Origin of the sequence: Halorhodospira sp. M38 (assembly GCF_022227985.1) — a bacterium.
GTDB classification, from domain to species: Bacteria; Pseudomonadota; Gammaproteobacteria; order Nitrococcales; family Halorhodospiraceae; genus Halorhodospira; species Halorhodospira halophila_A.
The window spans coordinates 1-15,692 of record NZ_JAJNQP010000023.1; the positions used below are offsets into that span (position 1 = coordinate 1).

General features: G+C 70.7%; 16 protein-coding genes. 10 read left to right on the plus strand and 6 right to left on the minus strand.

Going from position 1 to position 15,692, the window contains the following annotated elements:
- Positions 1-7: 7 nt before the first annotated feature.
- The 5 genes from LRA98_RS11225 to LRA98_RS11245 form a co-directional block, all read right to left on the minus strand.
- Positions 8-2,002, minus strand: coding sequence for a DedA family protein (locus tag LRA98_RS11225; RefSeq protein ID WP_201242690.1), 1,995 nt, complete (start codon positions 2,000-2,002; stop codon positions 8-10).
- A 144-nt stretch (positions 2,003-2,146) separates the two neighbouring features.
- Entirely contained in the window at positions 2,147-3,427 is a 1,281-nt protein-coding gene (gene hemL / locus LRA98_RS11230) for a glutamate-1-semialdehyde 2,1-aminomutase (RefSeq protein ID WP_201172158.1), read from the minus strand.
- Between the two features lie 42 nt (positions 3,428-3,469).
- Positions 3,470-4,099: a thiamine phosphate synthase gene (thiE, locus tag LRA98_RS11235; protein ID WP_201172160.1), complete on the minus strand. Its 630-nt coding sequence runs from the start codon at positions 4,097-4,099 to the stop codon at positions 3,470-3,472.
- A gap of 7 nt (positions 4,100-4,106) precedes the next feature.
- On the minus strand, positions 4,107-4,277 hold the full coding sequence (locus LRA98_RS11240; RefSeq protein ID WP_201172163.1) for a rubredoxin: 171 nt from the start codon (positions 4,275-4,277) through the stop codon (positions 4,107-4,109).
- 33 nt (positions 4,278-4,310) lie between these two features.
- Positions 4,311-5,591 carry an MFS transporter gene (locus LRA98_RS11245; protein ID WP_238634027.1) on the minus strand — a complete coding sequence of 427 codons (1,281 nt, stop codon included), beginning with the start codon at positions 5,589-5,591 and terminating at the stop codon, positions 4,311-4,313.
- Between the two features lie 149 nt (positions 5,592-5,740).
- Between LRA98_RS11245 and LRA98_RS11250 the strand changes: the two genes are divergently transcribed.
- From LRA98_RS11250 to zapD, 10 genes are all read left to right on the plus strand, one after another.
- Positions 5,741-7,030 carry a DEAD/DEAH box helicase gene (locus LRA98_RS11250; RefSeq protein ID WP_238634024.1) on the plus strand — a complete coding sequence of 430 codons (1,290 nt, stop codon included), beginning with the start codon at positions 5,741-5,743 and terminating at the stop codon, positions 7,028-7,030.
- 85 nt (positions 7,031-7,115) lie between these two features.
- Positions 7,116-7,550 (plus strand): CBS domain-containing protein, encoded by a 435-nt coding sequence (locus LRA98_RS11255; RefSeq protein ID WP_201172183.1) that lies wholly within the window; start codon positions 7,116-7,118, stop codon positions 7,548-7,550.
- A 21-nt stretch (positions 7,551-7,571) separates the two neighbouring features.
- Positions 7,572-8,471: a motility protein A gene (locus LRA98_RS11260; protein ID WP_238634023.1), complete on the plus strand. Its 900-nt coding sequence runs from the start codon at positions 7,572-7,574 to the stop codon at positions 8,469-8,471.
- Positions 8,472-8,486: 15 nt separating this feature from the next.
- A complete protein-coding gene (locus LRA98_RS13185; protein ID WP_201172198.1) occupies positions 8,487-9,215 on the plus strand; it encodes an OmpA family protein in 729 nt (242 codons plus the stop codon).
- A 62-nt stretch (positions 9,216-9,277) separates the two neighbouring features.
- The gene (locus LRA98_RS11270) at positions 9,278-9,958 is read left to right on the plus strand and encodes a rhomboid family intramembrane serine protease (protein WP_201172200.1); all 681 of its coding nucleotides are present in this window, start codon (positions 9,278-9,280) and stop codon (positions 9,956-9,958) included.
- A gap of 75 nt (positions 9,959-10,033) precedes the next feature.
- Positions 10,034-11,194 carry a GspE/PulE family protein gene (locus LRA98_RS11275; RefSeq protein ID WP_238634022.1) on the plus strand — a complete coding sequence of 387 codons (1,161 nt, stop codon included), beginning with the start codon at positions 10,034-10,036 and terminating at the stop codon, positions 11,192-11,194.
- Complete coding sequence (locus LRA98_RS11280) at positions 11,182-12,372, plus strand: type II secretion system F family protein (protein ID WP_238634021.1); 1,191 nt, start codon at positions 11,182-11,184, stop codon at positions 12,370-12,372. Before LRA98_RS11275 ends, LRA98_RS11280 begins: the two co-directional genes overlap by 13 nt.
- Positions 12,373-12,423: 51 nt before the next feature.
- Positions 12,424-13,278 (plus strand): prepilin peptidase, encoded by an 855-nt coding sequence (locus LRA98_RS11285; RefSeq protein WP_238634020.1) that lies wholly within the window; start codon positions 12,424-12,426, stop codon positions 13,276-13,278.
- Positions 13,275-13,907: a dephospho-CoA kinase gene (gene coaE, locus LRA98_RS11290; RefSeq protein WP_201172208.1), complete on the plus strand. Its 633-nt coding sequence runs from the start codon at positions 13,275-13,277 to the stop codon at positions 13,905-13,907. Before LRA98_RS11285 ends, coaE begins: the two co-directional genes overlap by 4 nt.
- Before the next feature lie 11 nt (positions 13,908-13,918).
- A complete protein-coding gene (gene zapD, locus LRA98_RS11295) occupies positions 13,919-14,704 on the plus strand; it encodes a cell division protein ZapD (protein ID WP_201172209.1) in 786 nt (261 codons plus the stop codon).
- 13 nt (positions 14,705-14,717) lie between these two features.
- Here zapD and LRA98_RS11300 read toward each other — a convergent pair whose 3' ends face one another.
- Positions 14,718-15,692, minus strand: a complete 975-nt coding sequence (locus LRA98_RS11300; RefSeq protein WP_304119030.1) for a Nudix family hydrolase — start codon at positions 15,690-15,692, stop codon at positions 14,718-14,720.

Genomic DNA, 15,692 nt, shown 5'->3' on the forward strand with positions numbered 1-15,692 from the left:
CGGGGGGTCAGCGACCAGCGTCGCCGGACAGGGCCCGGGCGGGCAAGATGCGGATCGGCTGTGCCGGCTCCAGGATGCGTAGATCCCCCGTGGTCAACAGCCGATCCACCACACGGATGCGCTCACCGGGTGTCACCGGCCGAGACTGGATCGCCGCCACCGGCCAGCCGCTCTGGATGCGCTCCACCTCCAGGCTGACCAGCCACACCGATGCCGCCTCGCCCGTGACGCTCATCGGCGCCGGCCACAGGCGCAGTACCAACCGTCGCTCCGAATCGGCCGGTATCACCCGAATCAGCGCCGGCAGACGCCCCCGGTACCAGCGCGGCAGCGGCGCCATTCGGTACAGATCCGGCTCCGGCTGCAACCAGCGCAACGCCCCGTAGAGGCGGCGCTGGGGCTCCTGCCAGCCGGCTTCATCGAGCCGGGCAACCAGTGTCTCCGGCTCCGCCAACCACTGCAGGTCCACCGCACGGCGGCCGCCGTCAAGCCAACGCAGTTCCCGTCCGAACGGGTGCGCCGGCCCCACCTCCAGCCACTCGGCAACCGTCAGCTCCGGCGGATCGGCCTGGGCGACGAAGCGCTGGCGCTCCTCGGGGAGGATCAACGCCGCCTTCACCACCACCCCAGCCACCAGGACCAGGGCCACGATGGCCGGCAAGGTTCGCTCCGGAAGGCGCCGCTGTGAAGCCGTGCGCGCCAGCACCACCAGCCCGGCGATGACCACGCCCAGCAGCAGGCCGCCCACCGCATCCGCCAGCCACAAATCCCCGACCACCACACCGCCGATTGCGGCCAGCAGCGGGATCCCCACCCCCACCACCTGCACCGGGCGGCGCAGCGGCCCGTAGGCCACCGTGGCCAGGACCCCTGAGGCCAGGACCAGCGTCGTGAAGCCGGCCAGCGCCGGCGACGGGAAGGCCAGCGGTGGGGCGCCGCGGTAGAGCGTGGCGGTGCTCAAGTTGCCACTGACCACCCCCAGCAGCACCGCCAACAGGGCCGCTGCAGGGACGATCAGGCCGAGCACGGCGGCCACCCGCAGGCGACCGCCCCAGGCCACCCAGGCCACCCCGGCCAGCCAGGCCGGCACCCAGGCCTGCGGCTCGAGGAGCAGGGCCGGCATGACGAAAGCCGCGCGCAGGCCGGTATCCAGTTCGCTCATCAGCACCGCCAGCAGCGCCTCGTCCACCAGCGTCGGCCCGCCCCACCACCCCTGGTACAGGGTCAGCACCATCAGGGCGAGCAGCGCCGCCCACCAGATCCACCCGGCGCCATAACTGAATGCGCGCAGGGCGTGGCGCGGACCACTAAGCACCTGGGCGGCCACCGGATGAACCCGTCCCCAGGCCCGGGCCCGCCAGGCGATCAGGGCCGCCGCCCGGCGCAGGCGCGGCGCGATCAGGTGGCGCGCCAGCCACCAGCCGGCCCAAACAGCGATCAGGGCGATCAGCAGCAGCGCCCCAAGGCGCAGCGACACCGATGCGGCCACGGCCAGCGAGGCGCCGAAGACCATCCCTGGCAGCAGGTAGGCCGGCGCCCAGAGCACCGCCGAGACCAGGTTCACGAGCAGGAAGGGCCGCGGCGGCATGTTCATCATGCCGGCGATGGCCGGGATGATCCCCCGCACCGGGCCCACGAAACGACCAAAGAAGAGGCTCTTGCCACCGTGAGCAGCGAAGAAGGCGTCCCCCTTGGCGAGGGCACCGGGGTAGCGGCGCAGCGGCCAGTAGGTGCGCAGCCGATCGCCGAAGTGGCGACCGAGCCAATAGCTGATGGAGTCGCCGACGAAAGCCCCGGAAAAGGCGGCGACCAGACTCGGCCATAGCTCCAGATGCCCGGTGCCCACCAGGGCCCCCGCGAAGAACAGCAGCGTGGCACCGGGGACGATCAGACCGGCCACCACCACCCCCTCGCAGAGGGCGATGAGGAAGATGACCAAGGTGGCCCAGCCCGGGTGGGCCGCCACCCAGTCGAGCAGACCGGCGATCCAGGAGAGATCCATCAGTTCGCTGCTCCAGGCTGTCGGTCCCCGCTCGGGACAGACCTGCCCGCAGATAAAAAGATCCGGAGGGGCCGCAGCCCCGCCGGATCCGTGGATGCGCAGGTCCGGGCCGGCAGCGGCCCACCCGCGCGCGCCCGCACCCGCCTAGACGCGGGCGAAGGCACGCTCGGCGGCGTCCAGGGTCTCCTGCACCGCCGTGTCGTCGTGGGCCAGCGAGACGAAGCCGGCCTCGAAGGCCGCCGGCGCCAGGTAGACGCCCTCTTCCAGCATGGCGTGGAAGAAGCGGTTGAACGCCTCGAGGTCGCAGGCCTTGACCTGGTCGAAGCGGGTGACCGGCGCGTCTTCCGTGAAGAACAGGCCGAACATGCTCCCGGCCTGGTTCGTGGCCAGCGGGATGCCGGCGGCATCGGCCCGCTCCTTGATGCCGTCGACCACGCGCGTGGTGGTCTGCTCCAGACCCTCGAACGCCCCCGGGGCGGTGATCCGCTCCAGGGTCGCCAGCCCGGCGGCCATGGTCACCGGATTGCCGGAGAGCGTCCCGGCTTGGTAGACGCCACCGGTGGGGGCCAACCCTTCCATGATCTCGCGCCGGCCGCCGAAGGCGCCCACCGGCATGCCGCCGCCGACCACCTTACCCAGGCAGGTCAGGTCCGGGGTGATGCCATAGCGCCCCTGGGCGCACTGCGGCCCGACGCGGAAGCCGGTCATGACCTCATCGAAGATCAGCAGGGCGTCGGTGCGGTCGCAGACCTCGCGCAGCTTCTCCAGGAAACCGGGCACCGGCGGCACGCAGTTCATGTTGCCGGCCACCGGCTCGACGATCACCGCGGCGATCTCGCTACCATGCTCGTTGAAGCACTGCTCCACCGCCTCGATGTCGTTGTAGGGCACGGTCAGGGTCTCGGCGACCACGGCCTCCGGGACGCCGGGGCACCCGGGCACGCCGAGGGTCAGGGCCCCGGAACCGGCCTGGGCCAGCAGCGCGTCGACGTGGCCGTGGTAATTGCCCTGGAACTTGACGATCTTGTCGCGCCCGGTGAAGCCACGAGCCAGGCGCAGGGCGCTCATGGTCGCCTCCGTGCCGGAGTTGACCAGGCGCACCATTTCCAGCGACGGCACGTGCTGGCAGAGGGTGCGGGCCATCTCCACCTCGAGTTCCACCGGGGTCCCGAAGGACAGCCCACGCGCGGCGGTCTCCTGCACGCGCCGGACGATCTCGGGATCCGCGTGACCGGCGACCAGCGGCCCCCAAGAGCAGACGTAGTCGACGTAGCGCTTGCCGTCCACGTCCCACATGTACGGCCCCTCGCCGCGCTCGAAGAAGATCGGTTCGCCGCCGACCCCCTTGAACGCGCGCACCGGGGAGTTGACACCGCCGGGGATCAGCTCCCGGGCCTGCTGGAACAACTGATGGGTGCGCTGCATGGGTACTCCTCTTGTCTTGTGATTCGGTCTCGGGACGGGATTCTACCGACTGCGCTGCCACTGGGCGACGAGCTGCCGGGCCGCCGCCTCCGCATCCTCGGCGGCGAATAGCGCGCTGACCACGGCAGCGGCGTCGGCCCCTGCGGCGGCCACCTCGTGGAGGTTCCCGGCGTCGATCCCGCCGATGGCGACGGTCGGACAGCCCGTGGCCTCGCGCCCGGTGCGCAGCAGCTCCATGGGCGCCAGGCCGGACTCCGGCTTGGTCGGCGAGGGGAAGACACTGCCGAAGGCCACGTAGTCCGCCCCCTCGGCCACCAGCCGGCGGGCCCGCTCCAGGTCGTCGTAGCACGATACGCCGATCCAGGCGGCATCGCCCAGCCGCTGCCGGGCCGCTGTCACGGAGCCGTCGTCGCGGCCCAGGTGGACCCCGTGGGCCCCGACGGCCTCGGCCAGGGCCACGTCATCATTGACCAAGAACAGGGCATCCGCGTCCGCGCAGAGCCGACGCAGCGCCGTCGCCTCACGCCGCCGACGCTCGCCGTCGTCACCCTTATCGCGGTACTGGACGATCCCCACCCCGCCGCGCAGCACGGCCGCCACGGCATCCTCAAGATCGGGGCGGGGCTGGGTCACCGCGTAGACCCCCGTCAGTTGACTTGCTCGCTTCTCCACGTCGACCTCACACCTCCATCGGCTCGAAGGCCTCCTTGCCGGCGCTGCACTCCGGGCATAGGAAGCCCTCCGGCAGATCCTCAAAGGCAGTCCCCGGCTCGATCCCCTCGTCCGGGACCCCCTGACTCTCGTCGTACATCCAGCCACACACGGTACAAACCCAGACACGCTCGGCCACGACGGCCCCTCCCTGTATCGATTCCGACCCGCCTCACTCTACCAAAGCCTGTCCCCGTGCCCGACCCCGCGCCTCGTCGACCCCCAGGGCGACCAAGAAGGCACCGGCGAACAGCACCGCACACAGCAGAATCGCCGACTGCAGGCCGACGGCCGCCTGCAGCGCACCAACGCCGACCAAGCCGCCGGCGGCGGCCAGCTTGGTCGCCAACCCCCAGAACCCGAAGAACTCCGCGGCGCGCCCCGGCGGTGCGAACAGGCCCACCAGCGTCCGCCCGGCGGACTGGCACGAGCCTAAGGCCAGGCCGGCAGCCACCCCGGCGGCGAGGAACACGTACTGTGCCTGCCACTGCGTGCCCAGCCAGCGGTTGAGCGCTTCGGTCAGCTCCGGCGTGAGCCAAATCAGCAGGATCGCCGCCACCCACATCACCAGGGTCACCATGTAGGTGCGCTTGGCACCGAAACGATCCTGGGTCAGGCCGAAGCCGATGGCGCCGGCCGCCGCCGAGAACTGGGTCACCACGAACATGATCAGCCGGGCCCGCTCGTCCCAGCCGATCACCTGGGCCCCGTAGATGAAGGCGTAGGCGATGACGATGGCCAGCCCCGACATGGCCATCAGCAGTGAGACCATAAACACGGCCAGATCGCGCAGGTAGCCGAGGCTGCGCAGGGTGCGCCCGACACGCTCGGCACCGAGCCGGATATAGCCCCGCCCGGCCGGCAGCCGGCGCGCCTGGCCGCGCTCGCGCAGCCACAGGAAGGTGGGGATGGCACAGATCAGGAAGAACGCGGCGGCGAAGGGCCCCACCCAGCGGATGCGGTCGAAGTTCTCCTCACTGACCTCGCCGAGGACCAGCACCGTGAACGCGGTGGCGAACAGCCCGCCGATGTAGCCCAGCGACCAGCCCAGCCCCGAGACCCGGCCCATCTCCCGCGGCCCGGCGATATCCGGCAGGAAACCGGCGATGAACGCCTCGCCCATGGAGTAGGCGTAACTGGAGATCACGATCAGCACGAAACCGAGGACGACGTATCCCGGCTCCACCCAGTAGAGCGCCGCGGTGGCGGCGACGGTGGTGATATAGCTGAGGAAAAGGAAGCGGCGCTTGGCCGCCGCGTAATCCATGACCGCGCCGAAGATCGGCGCGGTGGCCACCACGCCCAGATAGCTCAGCGCCAGCGCCGTGCTCCACAGTAGGTTGCCCAGCCGGTAGTCGTCGCCGCCGTCGCCGACGATCACCCGTGTGAACAGGTCGCCGTAGATGACGGTGATGATCAGCAGGGTGTAGGCCTGATTGGCGAAATCGAACATCGCCCAGCCGAACACCTCGCGCCGCGGCGCCCTGCTCGTTGCCCAGACCACGGGACCTCCCGCCAATCGGCCACCTTACGCCGGACACCGTACAGGGAGAGCCGCCCGGCGGCTAGCGGGCGGCGGCGGAGTCCGGTACCCTGAACGGCATGAGCGAAACTCACCTGACCGATCAGCGTTTTACCGACCTACCCATCCACGACGCGGTGCTCGACGGACTCGATGACGCGGGCCTGACCCACTGCACCCCGATCCAGGCGGAGACCCTGCCCCGGACGCTGGCCGGCGGCAACATCGCCGGCGAGGCGCAGACCGGAACCGGCAAGACCGCCGCCTTTGTCATCGCCACCCTCCACCATCTGATGAGCCATCCGGTGGACGAGGACGCCGTCGGCCCCTGGGCGATCATGCTCGCCCCGACCCGCGAGCTGGCCCTGCAGATCTACCACGACGCCGAGCAGATCGGTGCCTACACCGGCCTGAAGTTCGCCGCCGTCTACGGTGGCACCGGCTACGATTCGCAGCGCCAGCAGCTCCAGGACGGGGTCGATGTCATCATCGGCACACCCGGGCGGATCATCGACTTCTACAAGCAGAAGGTCTTCAGCCTGCGCAACATCGAGGTGGTGGTCCTTGACGAGGCCGATCGCATGTTCGACCTCGGCTTCATCTCGGACATCCGCTTCCTGCTCCGGCGCATGCCCCGGGCCGAGCAGCGGCTCAACCTGCTGTTCTCCGCCACCCTCTCCTACCGGGTCATGGAGCTGGCCTGGGAGCATATGGGCGACCCACCCCGGGTGGCGGTAGAGAGCGAGCAGCGCACCGCCGATCACGTCCGCCAGACGCTCTACCACGTGGCCAAGGAGGACAAGACCTCCTTCGTGGTCGGGCTGCTGCAGCACATCGACCCACGGCGTACCCTGATCTTCGCCAACACCAAGCGCGCCGCCGAGCGCCTGGTGGGCTACCTCAAGGGCAACGGCATCGAGGCGGCGGTCATCTCCGGCGACATCCCGCAGAACAAGCGCGAACAGCTGCTTGAACGCTTCCGCAGCGGCGATCTGCCGGTGCTGGTCGGCACCGACGTGGCTGCTCGCGGGCTGCACATCGACGCCGTCAGCCACGTCATCAACTTCGACCTGCCCAACGATCCGGAGGACTACGTCCACCGCATCGGGCGCACGGCGCGTGCCGGCGAGAGCGGCGATGCCATCTCCCTGGCCTGCGATGAATACGTCTTCTCGCTGCCGGACATCGAGGCGTACCTGACCGAGAAGATCCCTTCGGCGCCGCCGCCGCAGGAGTATTTCGCCGAGCTGGCGCCGCCGAAGATGCCGCGCAAGCCGCGCAACGGCGGAGGCCCGCGCCGTTCCGGGGGGCAGAGCGGACGTGGACCGTCTTCGCGCCGGCGCAGCAGCGGGGCGCGGAGTTCGCGCTGAGGCGTCTGGTCTCGCCCCGCGCGGGCGTGTCATAGTCGGAGGCGAGGGGCGCGACCGCCGGGGCAGACAAGGCGAACGGGAGACCATGTACGACTTCCTCAGCTACCGCGTAAGCGATTACATGACCACGGCGCCGAAGACGGTGGGCCACGAGACCCCGCTGCGCGAGCTCCAGCGCCTGTTCGACGCCCACGACTTCAACGGCGTGCCCGTGGTGGACGAGCAGCAGCGGCTGCTCGGGCTGGCCACCAAGCTCGACCTGCTCAAGGCGTTCACCTTCACCCCGGACGCCATGGTGCCGCGCTACGACGCCATCATGGAGCGTCCGGTCCACGAGGTCATGACCCGCGAGCCCATCACGGTGCCACCGGACCTGCCCCTGACCCGCGTCCTGCAGCGCATGGTGGACATGCGCACCAAGGGGTTCCCGGTGGTCGATGACGAAGGTCGCGTGGTCGGCGTGATCGCCCGCGAGGATCTGCTTGGCGCCCTGCGGGACGCCACCAGCAGCACCGGCTAGGCAGCAGAGGGCCGCACCCCCATGAACCCGTCTACCCTGGTCGGCATCATCGGCGGGTTGATCCTGGTCGGCTCCGTGCTGTTCATCGCCGCGGAAGAGGCGCTGGTCTTCCTCAACTTCCCCGGCTTGGCGATCGTCATCGGCGGCACCCTGGCCGCCACCTTCCTCGCCTACCCCATGGACGAGGTCCTGCGGGTCTTCCGCCTGGTGTGGATCGTCATCCGCAACGAGCGCGTCTACACCCGCGACGACATGGAGGAGCTGATCCGCATCTCGCAGCTCTGGTTCAAGGGTGACGTGCGGGCGGTGGAGGACGCGCTGGAGAACGTGGCCAACCCCTTCCTGCGCACCGGGGTGCAGCTGCTCATCGACCTGACACCGGAGGAGGACATCCTCGACCTGCTGCAGTGGCGCATCCAGCGGCTGCGCGCCAAGGAACACGCCGAGGCGCAGATCTTCCGGGTCATGGCCTCCTTTGCGCCGGCGTTCGGCATGATCGGCACCCTGGTGGGGCTGATCAACATGATGTTCATCCTCGACGACGGCGACATCGCCCAGATCGGCCAGCAGATGGGCGTGGCACTGCTGACCACGTTCTATGGCATCCTCCTCGCCAACCTCGTCCTCAAGCCCATCGCGGTGAAGCTCGAGCGGCGCACCGAGCAGCGGCTGGTGACCCTGAACATGATCCTCCAGGGCATCTCGCTGATGTGCCAGAAGCGCAACCCGACCCTCATGCGCGAGACGCTGCACTCGTTCATCGCCCAGTACAAGGACGAGATCCGGGACCCGGACCTGATCCAGCAGCTCGAGGAGACCAGCCAGCGCGCCGCGGCCGCCGCCAACTCCCCGACTGGCGGCCAGGGCGGTGGCAGGCCGGAGGCGCGCGGCGGCGACCGCCCCGCCGGCGCCGAGCGCTGACCCCGGGGGCAAATCGTGGCCGAGCAGACCCCCAGCAACCGCCGCACCCGACAGTTCAACCGGCAGGTCCAGCCGGAGGGCGACAAGGAGGAGGACAACAGCTGGCTGCTGGTCTACCTCGACGTCATCACCCTCCTGCTGATCGTTTTCGTCATCCTCCTCGCACTGCTCGAGCCGGAGGAGGACGATGACCGCGAGGGCCTCGGCGACGGCGTCCTGGAGGGGCGCGAGCATATCCTCGAGGGTGACCCCAGCGTGCTCGAGGGGCTGCCGGCCCCGCTGGATGAGCCCGACCCCGTTGAAGTCCCCGCGGAACTCGAGGAGGCCGGCATCCAGGCCGTGGGCGAGGAGGAGACCCTCACCTTCCGGCTCGACGACGCCGTACTCTTCGAGACCGGACGGGCCGAACTCCAGGCTGAAGGCCAGGACGCCATCGACGAGCTGGTCCCGATCCTCGAGGCCACCGGGGTGCGCCTGTCGGTGGAGGGGCATACCGACAACATCCCCATCGCCACCGAGCAGTTCCCGTCGAACTGGGAGCTCTCCTCGGCGCGGGCCAGTGCCGTTCTGCGCTACCTCGAGCAACAGGGCCTGGACCCGCGACGGATGCGCGCCATCGGCTACGGCGACATCCGCCCGATCGCCGACAACGAGACCGCCGAGGGGCGCGCCGAAAACCGCCGGGTGGAGATCACCCTGCACTTCGGCACCGATAGCCCGCCGGAAGATCTGCCGCTGCCGTAGGCAAGCAGCCGGGCACCGGCGATACTGACCCCTGGAGACCGACTGGAGACCCGAGCCCCGAGATGGACAACGCTGGCCCGCCCACCCTGTCGAACTTTCCGCCGGTCATCGGCTTCCTGCTGACGGCGAACATCCTCATCTTCCTGCTGCAGATCGTGATCGGGCCGCAACTGCTGATCACCGTCTTCGGACTCTGGCCGCTGACCGGGGGGCTGGACCTACCCCCGACCATGGGGCCGCTACCCGATTTCCAAATCTGGCAGCTGCTCACCTACGGCTTCCTGCACGGCGGGCTGCTGCACCTGTTCGTGAACCTCTTCGCCATGTGGATCCTCGGCGTCCACCTGGAGTACGCGTGGGGCTCACGGACCTTCGCGCTCTACTTCTTCATCTGCGTCATCGGCGCCGGTCTGGTCCAGCTGTTCGTCGCCACCCAGGCAGCGGCGGATGGCCAGATCTACCCGACCGTCGGCGCCTCGGGCGGGGTGTTCGGCATCCTCCTGGCCTTCGGCATGATGTTCCCCAACTACCGGCTGATGCTGCTCATCCCGCCAATCCCGATCAAGGCGAAGTACTTCGTCATCGGCTACGGCGCGTTCGAGTTGTTCGCCGGCATCACCGGCACGGTGGCCGGCATCGCCCACTTCGCCCACCTCGGCGGCATGGTGGTCGGCTTCCTGCTGATCCAGTACTGGCGCGGCAAGCTGCCGATCAAACCGCGGTACCAGCGCTTCCACTGGTAGCCCCCTTCCCCCGTCGGGGCCGACCGGTCTACGCTGGAGCTTCGCTTCAGGGACGAAGCCGAAGGAGAACGCATCATGGATGACGATCGTGCCACGGTCCGCCTCGTGGACCGTCTCCTGGCCGACGCCGTGCGGCGTCGGGCCTCGGACATCCACCTTCAGCCGGAAGCCGACCGGATCCGCGTGCGCCTGCGTATCGACGGCCTGCTGCGCGAAGCCGAGGCCCCGCCGGCCGCCCTGCACGGGCGCATCGCCGCGCGCATCAAACTGCTCGCTGGGATGGACGTCGCCGAGCAGCGCCTGCCGCAGGACGGTCGCCTGGAAGCCCGCGACGGTGACGGCCACCGCGTGCAGTTCCGCGTCGCCAGCTGCCCCGGGGTCCACGGCGAAAAGCTAGTCTTGCGCCTGATCGAGCAGGACGCCCCGACCACCCTCGAGGCCCTGGGCCTGCCCGATCCCGCCCGGCAGGCCCTGGAGGCAGCCCTTGACCGCCCCGACGGCCTGATCCTGGTCACCGGACCCACCGGCTCCGGCAAGACGGCGACGCTGCACGCTGCGCTGCGCCGGCTGAACACCCCCGAGCGCAACATCTGCGCCGTCGAGGATCCCGTGGAACTGGACACCCCCGGGGTGACCCACGTGGCCGTCAACCGCCGCGCCGGCATCGACTTCGCCCGGGCCTTGCGCGCCTTCCTGCGCCAGGACCCGGACGTGATCATGGTCGGCGAGATCCGCGACGCCGAGACCGCAGCCATCGCCGTCAAGGCGGCGCAGACCGGTCACCTGGTCCTCTCCACCCTGCACACGCGCAGCGCCCCCGGGGCGGTAGAGCGCCTGGCACAGATGGGCCTGCCTGGCCACGATCTGGCCTCCAGCCTCTCCCTGGTGGTGGCACAGCGTCTGGTGCGCCGCCTCTGCCCGACCTGCCGCGACGCCACGAGTTCGCCGGCGCAACCGGCAGCGGCGGAACCGCCCGGCGACTACGCCCGCCGCGGCTGTCCACAGTGTCAGGACGGCTACTGCGGGCGACGCGGTGTCTTCCAGGTCATGCCACTCACGCGGACGGTGGCCGATGCCGTACTCGCCGGGGCCTCGGCCCGCGAGATCGAGACACGCGCCCGGGCGGACGGCATCCCGGACCTGCACGACGCCGGTTGGCCGCTGGTGGAGGCCGGCGAGACCAGCGCCACCGAGCTGCGTCGGGTCACCCACGAGGCCGACTCTTGGCCCGCCTGAGCTGGCGTGGCCTCGACCGCGGCGGGCGTCGCCTGGGCGGAAGCTGCCACGCCGATTCACCGGCCGCCCTGCGTCACGCCCTGGCCGAGTGGGGGGTGGCGGTGACCGACGTGCGGCGCCAACCGGCCCGACCCCGGCGGCGCCGCACGCGCAGCGTCGAGCGCGCCGCCGCCCTCCGCCGGCTGGCCTCGGTGCTGGAGGCCGGGGCGCCGTTGAGCGAGGCCCTGCGCGTGGCGGCGGCCCAGGCCCCCACACCGGCGCTGCGCCAGGGGTTGCGCGGGGTGCGCCACGCGGTCGAGCGTGGCACCGATCCGGCTACCGCCTTCCGCAGTCAGTTTCCGGGGCTGCGCCCGGTCCATGGCGCCCTGCTCGCCGCCGGCACGTGGACCGGCGACCTACCCGCAGCCCTCGGCAGCGTCGCCACCGAGATCGAGCGCGAGGCGGCCATCGTCGCACTTCTGCGCCGCGCCCTAAGCTACCCGGCGGTGGTGGCGACAGCCGCCCTGGCCTTGATCAGCCTGCTGCTGACGGCGGTGGTCCCCCGCTTCGAGGGCTTGTTCCAACAGGGGGGCGAGCCCCTGCCGGCCCCAACACGGGCCGTGCTGACCGCTTCCGAGCTTTTCGCCGTGGCGGCACCAGTGGTGGTGCTCGGCGGCCTGGCAGCAGGCATGGCCCTCACAATGGCGGTGCGCCGTCATCCGGTCCGACGGCAGCGACTCGCCGCACTCGTTGCCCGCCTGCCCTGGCTCGGCGGCCTCCTGCTCGAGGCGGCACTGGCCCGCTGGGCAGCCACCCTGGCGCGCCTGTACGGTGCCGGTGTACCCCTGCTCGAAGCCCTGCCGCGCGCGGCCGATGCGGCCGGGGGCGCCGGCCTGGGGCCGCGCCTGAGCCGACTGCACAAACGCATCGAGGCGGGCGAGCCACTGGCCGCGGCCCTGCGCGAGCACCTTCCCGAGGCGCGGGAGATCAGCCAGCTGGTGGCCATCGGCGAGAACAGCGGACGCCTCGAGGAGATGCTCCAGGACGCCGCGACACTGCATCAGCAGCGGCTGGAGGAGCGCCTTCAGCGCGCCGGCGCCCTGCTCGAGCCGGCCCTGATCGTCCTGCTCGGTGTCATCACCGCCGGGGTGGTCGGCGCACTCTACCTGCCGATCTTTCGCATGGGCACGACACTGTGATCCGCCCCCCCTACAATGGGCGCCCGTTACCCGGCACAGGCGCGGAGAGCCATGGAGACGTGGAATCAGTTACCCGAATGGATCATCTGGGGCGGTGCCGGCCTGCTCGGCCTGCTGGTGGGCAGCTTCCTCAATGTGGTTGTCCACCGCCTGCCGGCTATGCTCGAGCGGCGCTGGAGCCACGAGGCCCGGGACATCCTCGGTACCGAGTCGGAGGGCGCCGCAGAGACGACCTACCACCTGGGCTGGCCGCCGTCGCACTGCCCCCAATGCCAGCGCCGCCTGCGGGCGTGGGAGAACATCCCGCTGCTGAGCTACCTGCTCCAGCGCGGGTGCTGCCGCGGCTGCCGGGCTCGCATCCCGGCGCGCTACCCGATCATCGAGGCGCTCACCGGCATTGCCACGGCGACGGTCGTGGCCAGCCACGGGCTCTCCCCGCTGATCATCGGCCCGCTGCTACTGACCTGGGTCCTGATCGCTGCGGCGGCCATCGACTATGAACACTACCTCCTCCCGGACGCGCTGACCCTGCCGGTGCTCTGGCTCGGCCTGATCTGGAGCATCGTCGACCCCGGCTCACCGACACCCACCGATGCCATCCTCGGTGCCGTGGCGGGCTACCTGGCGCTGTGGGCCATCTTCCACGGTCACCGCCTGGTCACCGGGCGCGAGGGCATGGGCTACGGCGACTTCAAGCTGACCGCCGCCCTCGGGGCCTGGCTGGGCTGGCAGGCCCTACCGGCCCTGGTGCTCTTCGCCGCCCTGACCGGGCTGGCAGTGGCGGTGCTGCTCGCCGTGCGCAGCCGCCCCCTCGGCCACCCCCTGCCCTTCGGCCCGGCGCTGGCCGTGGCCGGCTGGCTGCTGCTGGTGCTGTCACCCGCCGGCGTGGCCTGGCAGCTGGTATGACAACGCGCGCGAAGACCCGGTGCATCGGACTGACCGGCGGCATCGCCAGCGGCAAGAGCACGGTGGCGGGACTCTTCGCCGCCCGCGGCGTGCCGGTGATCGACACCGACCTGCTGGCCCGCGAGGTGGTGGCGCCCGGCACCGAGGGCCTCGCCGCCGTCGTCGCGACCTTCGGCGCGGCTGTGCTCACGGAGGCCGGCCAGCTCGATCGCGCCGCCCTGGGTCGGCGCATCTTCGCCGACGACGAGGCCCGACGCACCCTCGAGGCCATCCTCCACCCCCGCATCCGGCAGCGGTTGCGGGCCAGACTGGCGTGCCTGCGTGCCCCTTATGCCGTCGCAGTGGTACCTTTATTGGTTGAGACTGGCATGGACCGCGACATGGACGCGGTGGTGGTGGTCGACCTGCCAGAGGCCCAACAGCGCGAGCGCCTCATGGCCCGCGATGGCCTCGGGCAGGAAACGGCCGAGCAACGACTGGCCAGCCAGGCGAGCCGCAGCCAGCGCCTGGCCGTGGCCGATTACGTCATCGACAACAGCCGTGCGCGCGGCTCACTGGCCGGACAGGTGGCCGAGGTGCACCGCCAGCTGCTGGCCCGGGCCCGCCGCGCACCCCCCGATCAGGAGTGAGACGCACCGCGATGAGTGACAAGAACCAGGACTGGGTCGTCTACGAGCACCCGCTGAATGAACGCCTGCGCACGCTGCTGCGGCTGGAATTCCTCATGGAGACCGCCAGTGCCGCCATGGAGCGCGAGCAGATCATCGACAGCCGCATGGCGGTGGAGGCGTTCATCCACACCCTCAACGTCCTCGAGCGTGGCGAAGTGCGCTCGGAGGTCATCAAGGAACTCGACCGACTCTCCACCGAGACCGCCTACATGGGCGCCCGTGGCGTCTGGTCCGCTTCCCGGGTCCAGGAGGAGACCGACCGCTGCCGGCAACTGCTGCGCCGCGTCGGCGAGCCCGACGCAGCCCTGGGCCAAGAGCTGCGCGAGGACGAGCTGCTGGGGCTGATCACCCAGCGCTTTGGCGTCGGCGCCGGCACCTGCAACTTCGACCTGCCCAGCTACCACCGCTGGCTGAGCCGCCCCTACGACGAGCGGCGGGCCGACATGCAGCGCTGGTACGACAGCTTCGCGGACCTGCGCGCAGCGGTCACCTTTGCCCTACGTGTCCAGCGCGATGCCGGCGCATTCGCCGACGAGGTGGCCGAGGGCGGCTCCTGGCAGCAGCGCACCCCCTACGACAGCCGGGTCACCCAGATGCTGCGCCTCCAGGCTCCGATCGAGAACGGCGTCATCCCCGAGATCAGCGGCAACCGCCACCTGGTCACCATCCGCTTCCTGCGCCAGCCGGATACCCGCAGCCGACCGGAACCGGTGGGTGCCGACGTCTCCTTCCGAATGGCGCGCTGTACGCTCTAGACCGGCGCCCACCTTACACGCCGGCCCCGGCGTGATCCGCCAGCAGGCCACGGATGGCCGCCACACCCTGCCCACCGCAGCTACGCGCCCGCGCGATATCGGCCGGCCCCACGCCGCCGAGGGCGTAGACCGGCAGGCGCGCCCCGGCCACCCACTCGGCAAAACACGCCCATCCCATACCGGTCTGCTCGGGGTGGCTGGCCGTCCACTGCACGGGCGAAAGCACGGCAAAATCGGCGCCGCAGGCGGCGGCGCGCTCCAGCTCGCCGGCATCGTGGCAGGAGGCACCGACCCAGCGCGCCCAGTGCGGGCGCTCTGGCCCAGCTGCCAGCGCGCGGCTGCTCCAGTGCACGCCGTCGGCCCCCACCGCCCGGGCCTGCTCCGCCGGCGCGTTGGCCAGCAGCCTCGCCCCGTGGGCGTCACAACGCGCACGCAGGGCGCGCCCCAGGCGCACCCAGGCCGCCGGATCCAGATCCGGGCGACGCAGCTGGACCAGGCGTACGCCCAACGCCAGGGCCGCGTCCACGCGGTCCAGCCAGGCAGCCTCATCGGTTGGCTCTGCGGGCGTGATCAGGTAGCGATCGGGGAGCTGCAGCGAGCGGATGATCGGCCAGTTGGCAGCCGGCCACGCCCGACCGCCCATCTCCTCGGCGGTGAGCCAGTCCAGGCTCTGACCCTCGCGGCCGTGGGGCTGCCCGGACCACTCGGCAACATCGAGGACGTGAAGCACCACCCGTCGATGGCCGTACGTCCACGGGACACGGATGCGCAGGGCCCCCGGTTGGATCCGGATGCCCAGCTCCTCGGCCAGTTCGCGGACCAGGGCCGCGGCCACCGACTCGCCCGGCTCGATCTTGCCCCCGGGGAACTCCCACAGACCGCCGTGATCCAGGTGCTTCGGCCGACACTGGACGAGCACGCGGCCATCACCGCCGCGAAGCACCCCAGCGGCCACGTGGATCGGTTCGGGGACGACGCCGCCTGCCAC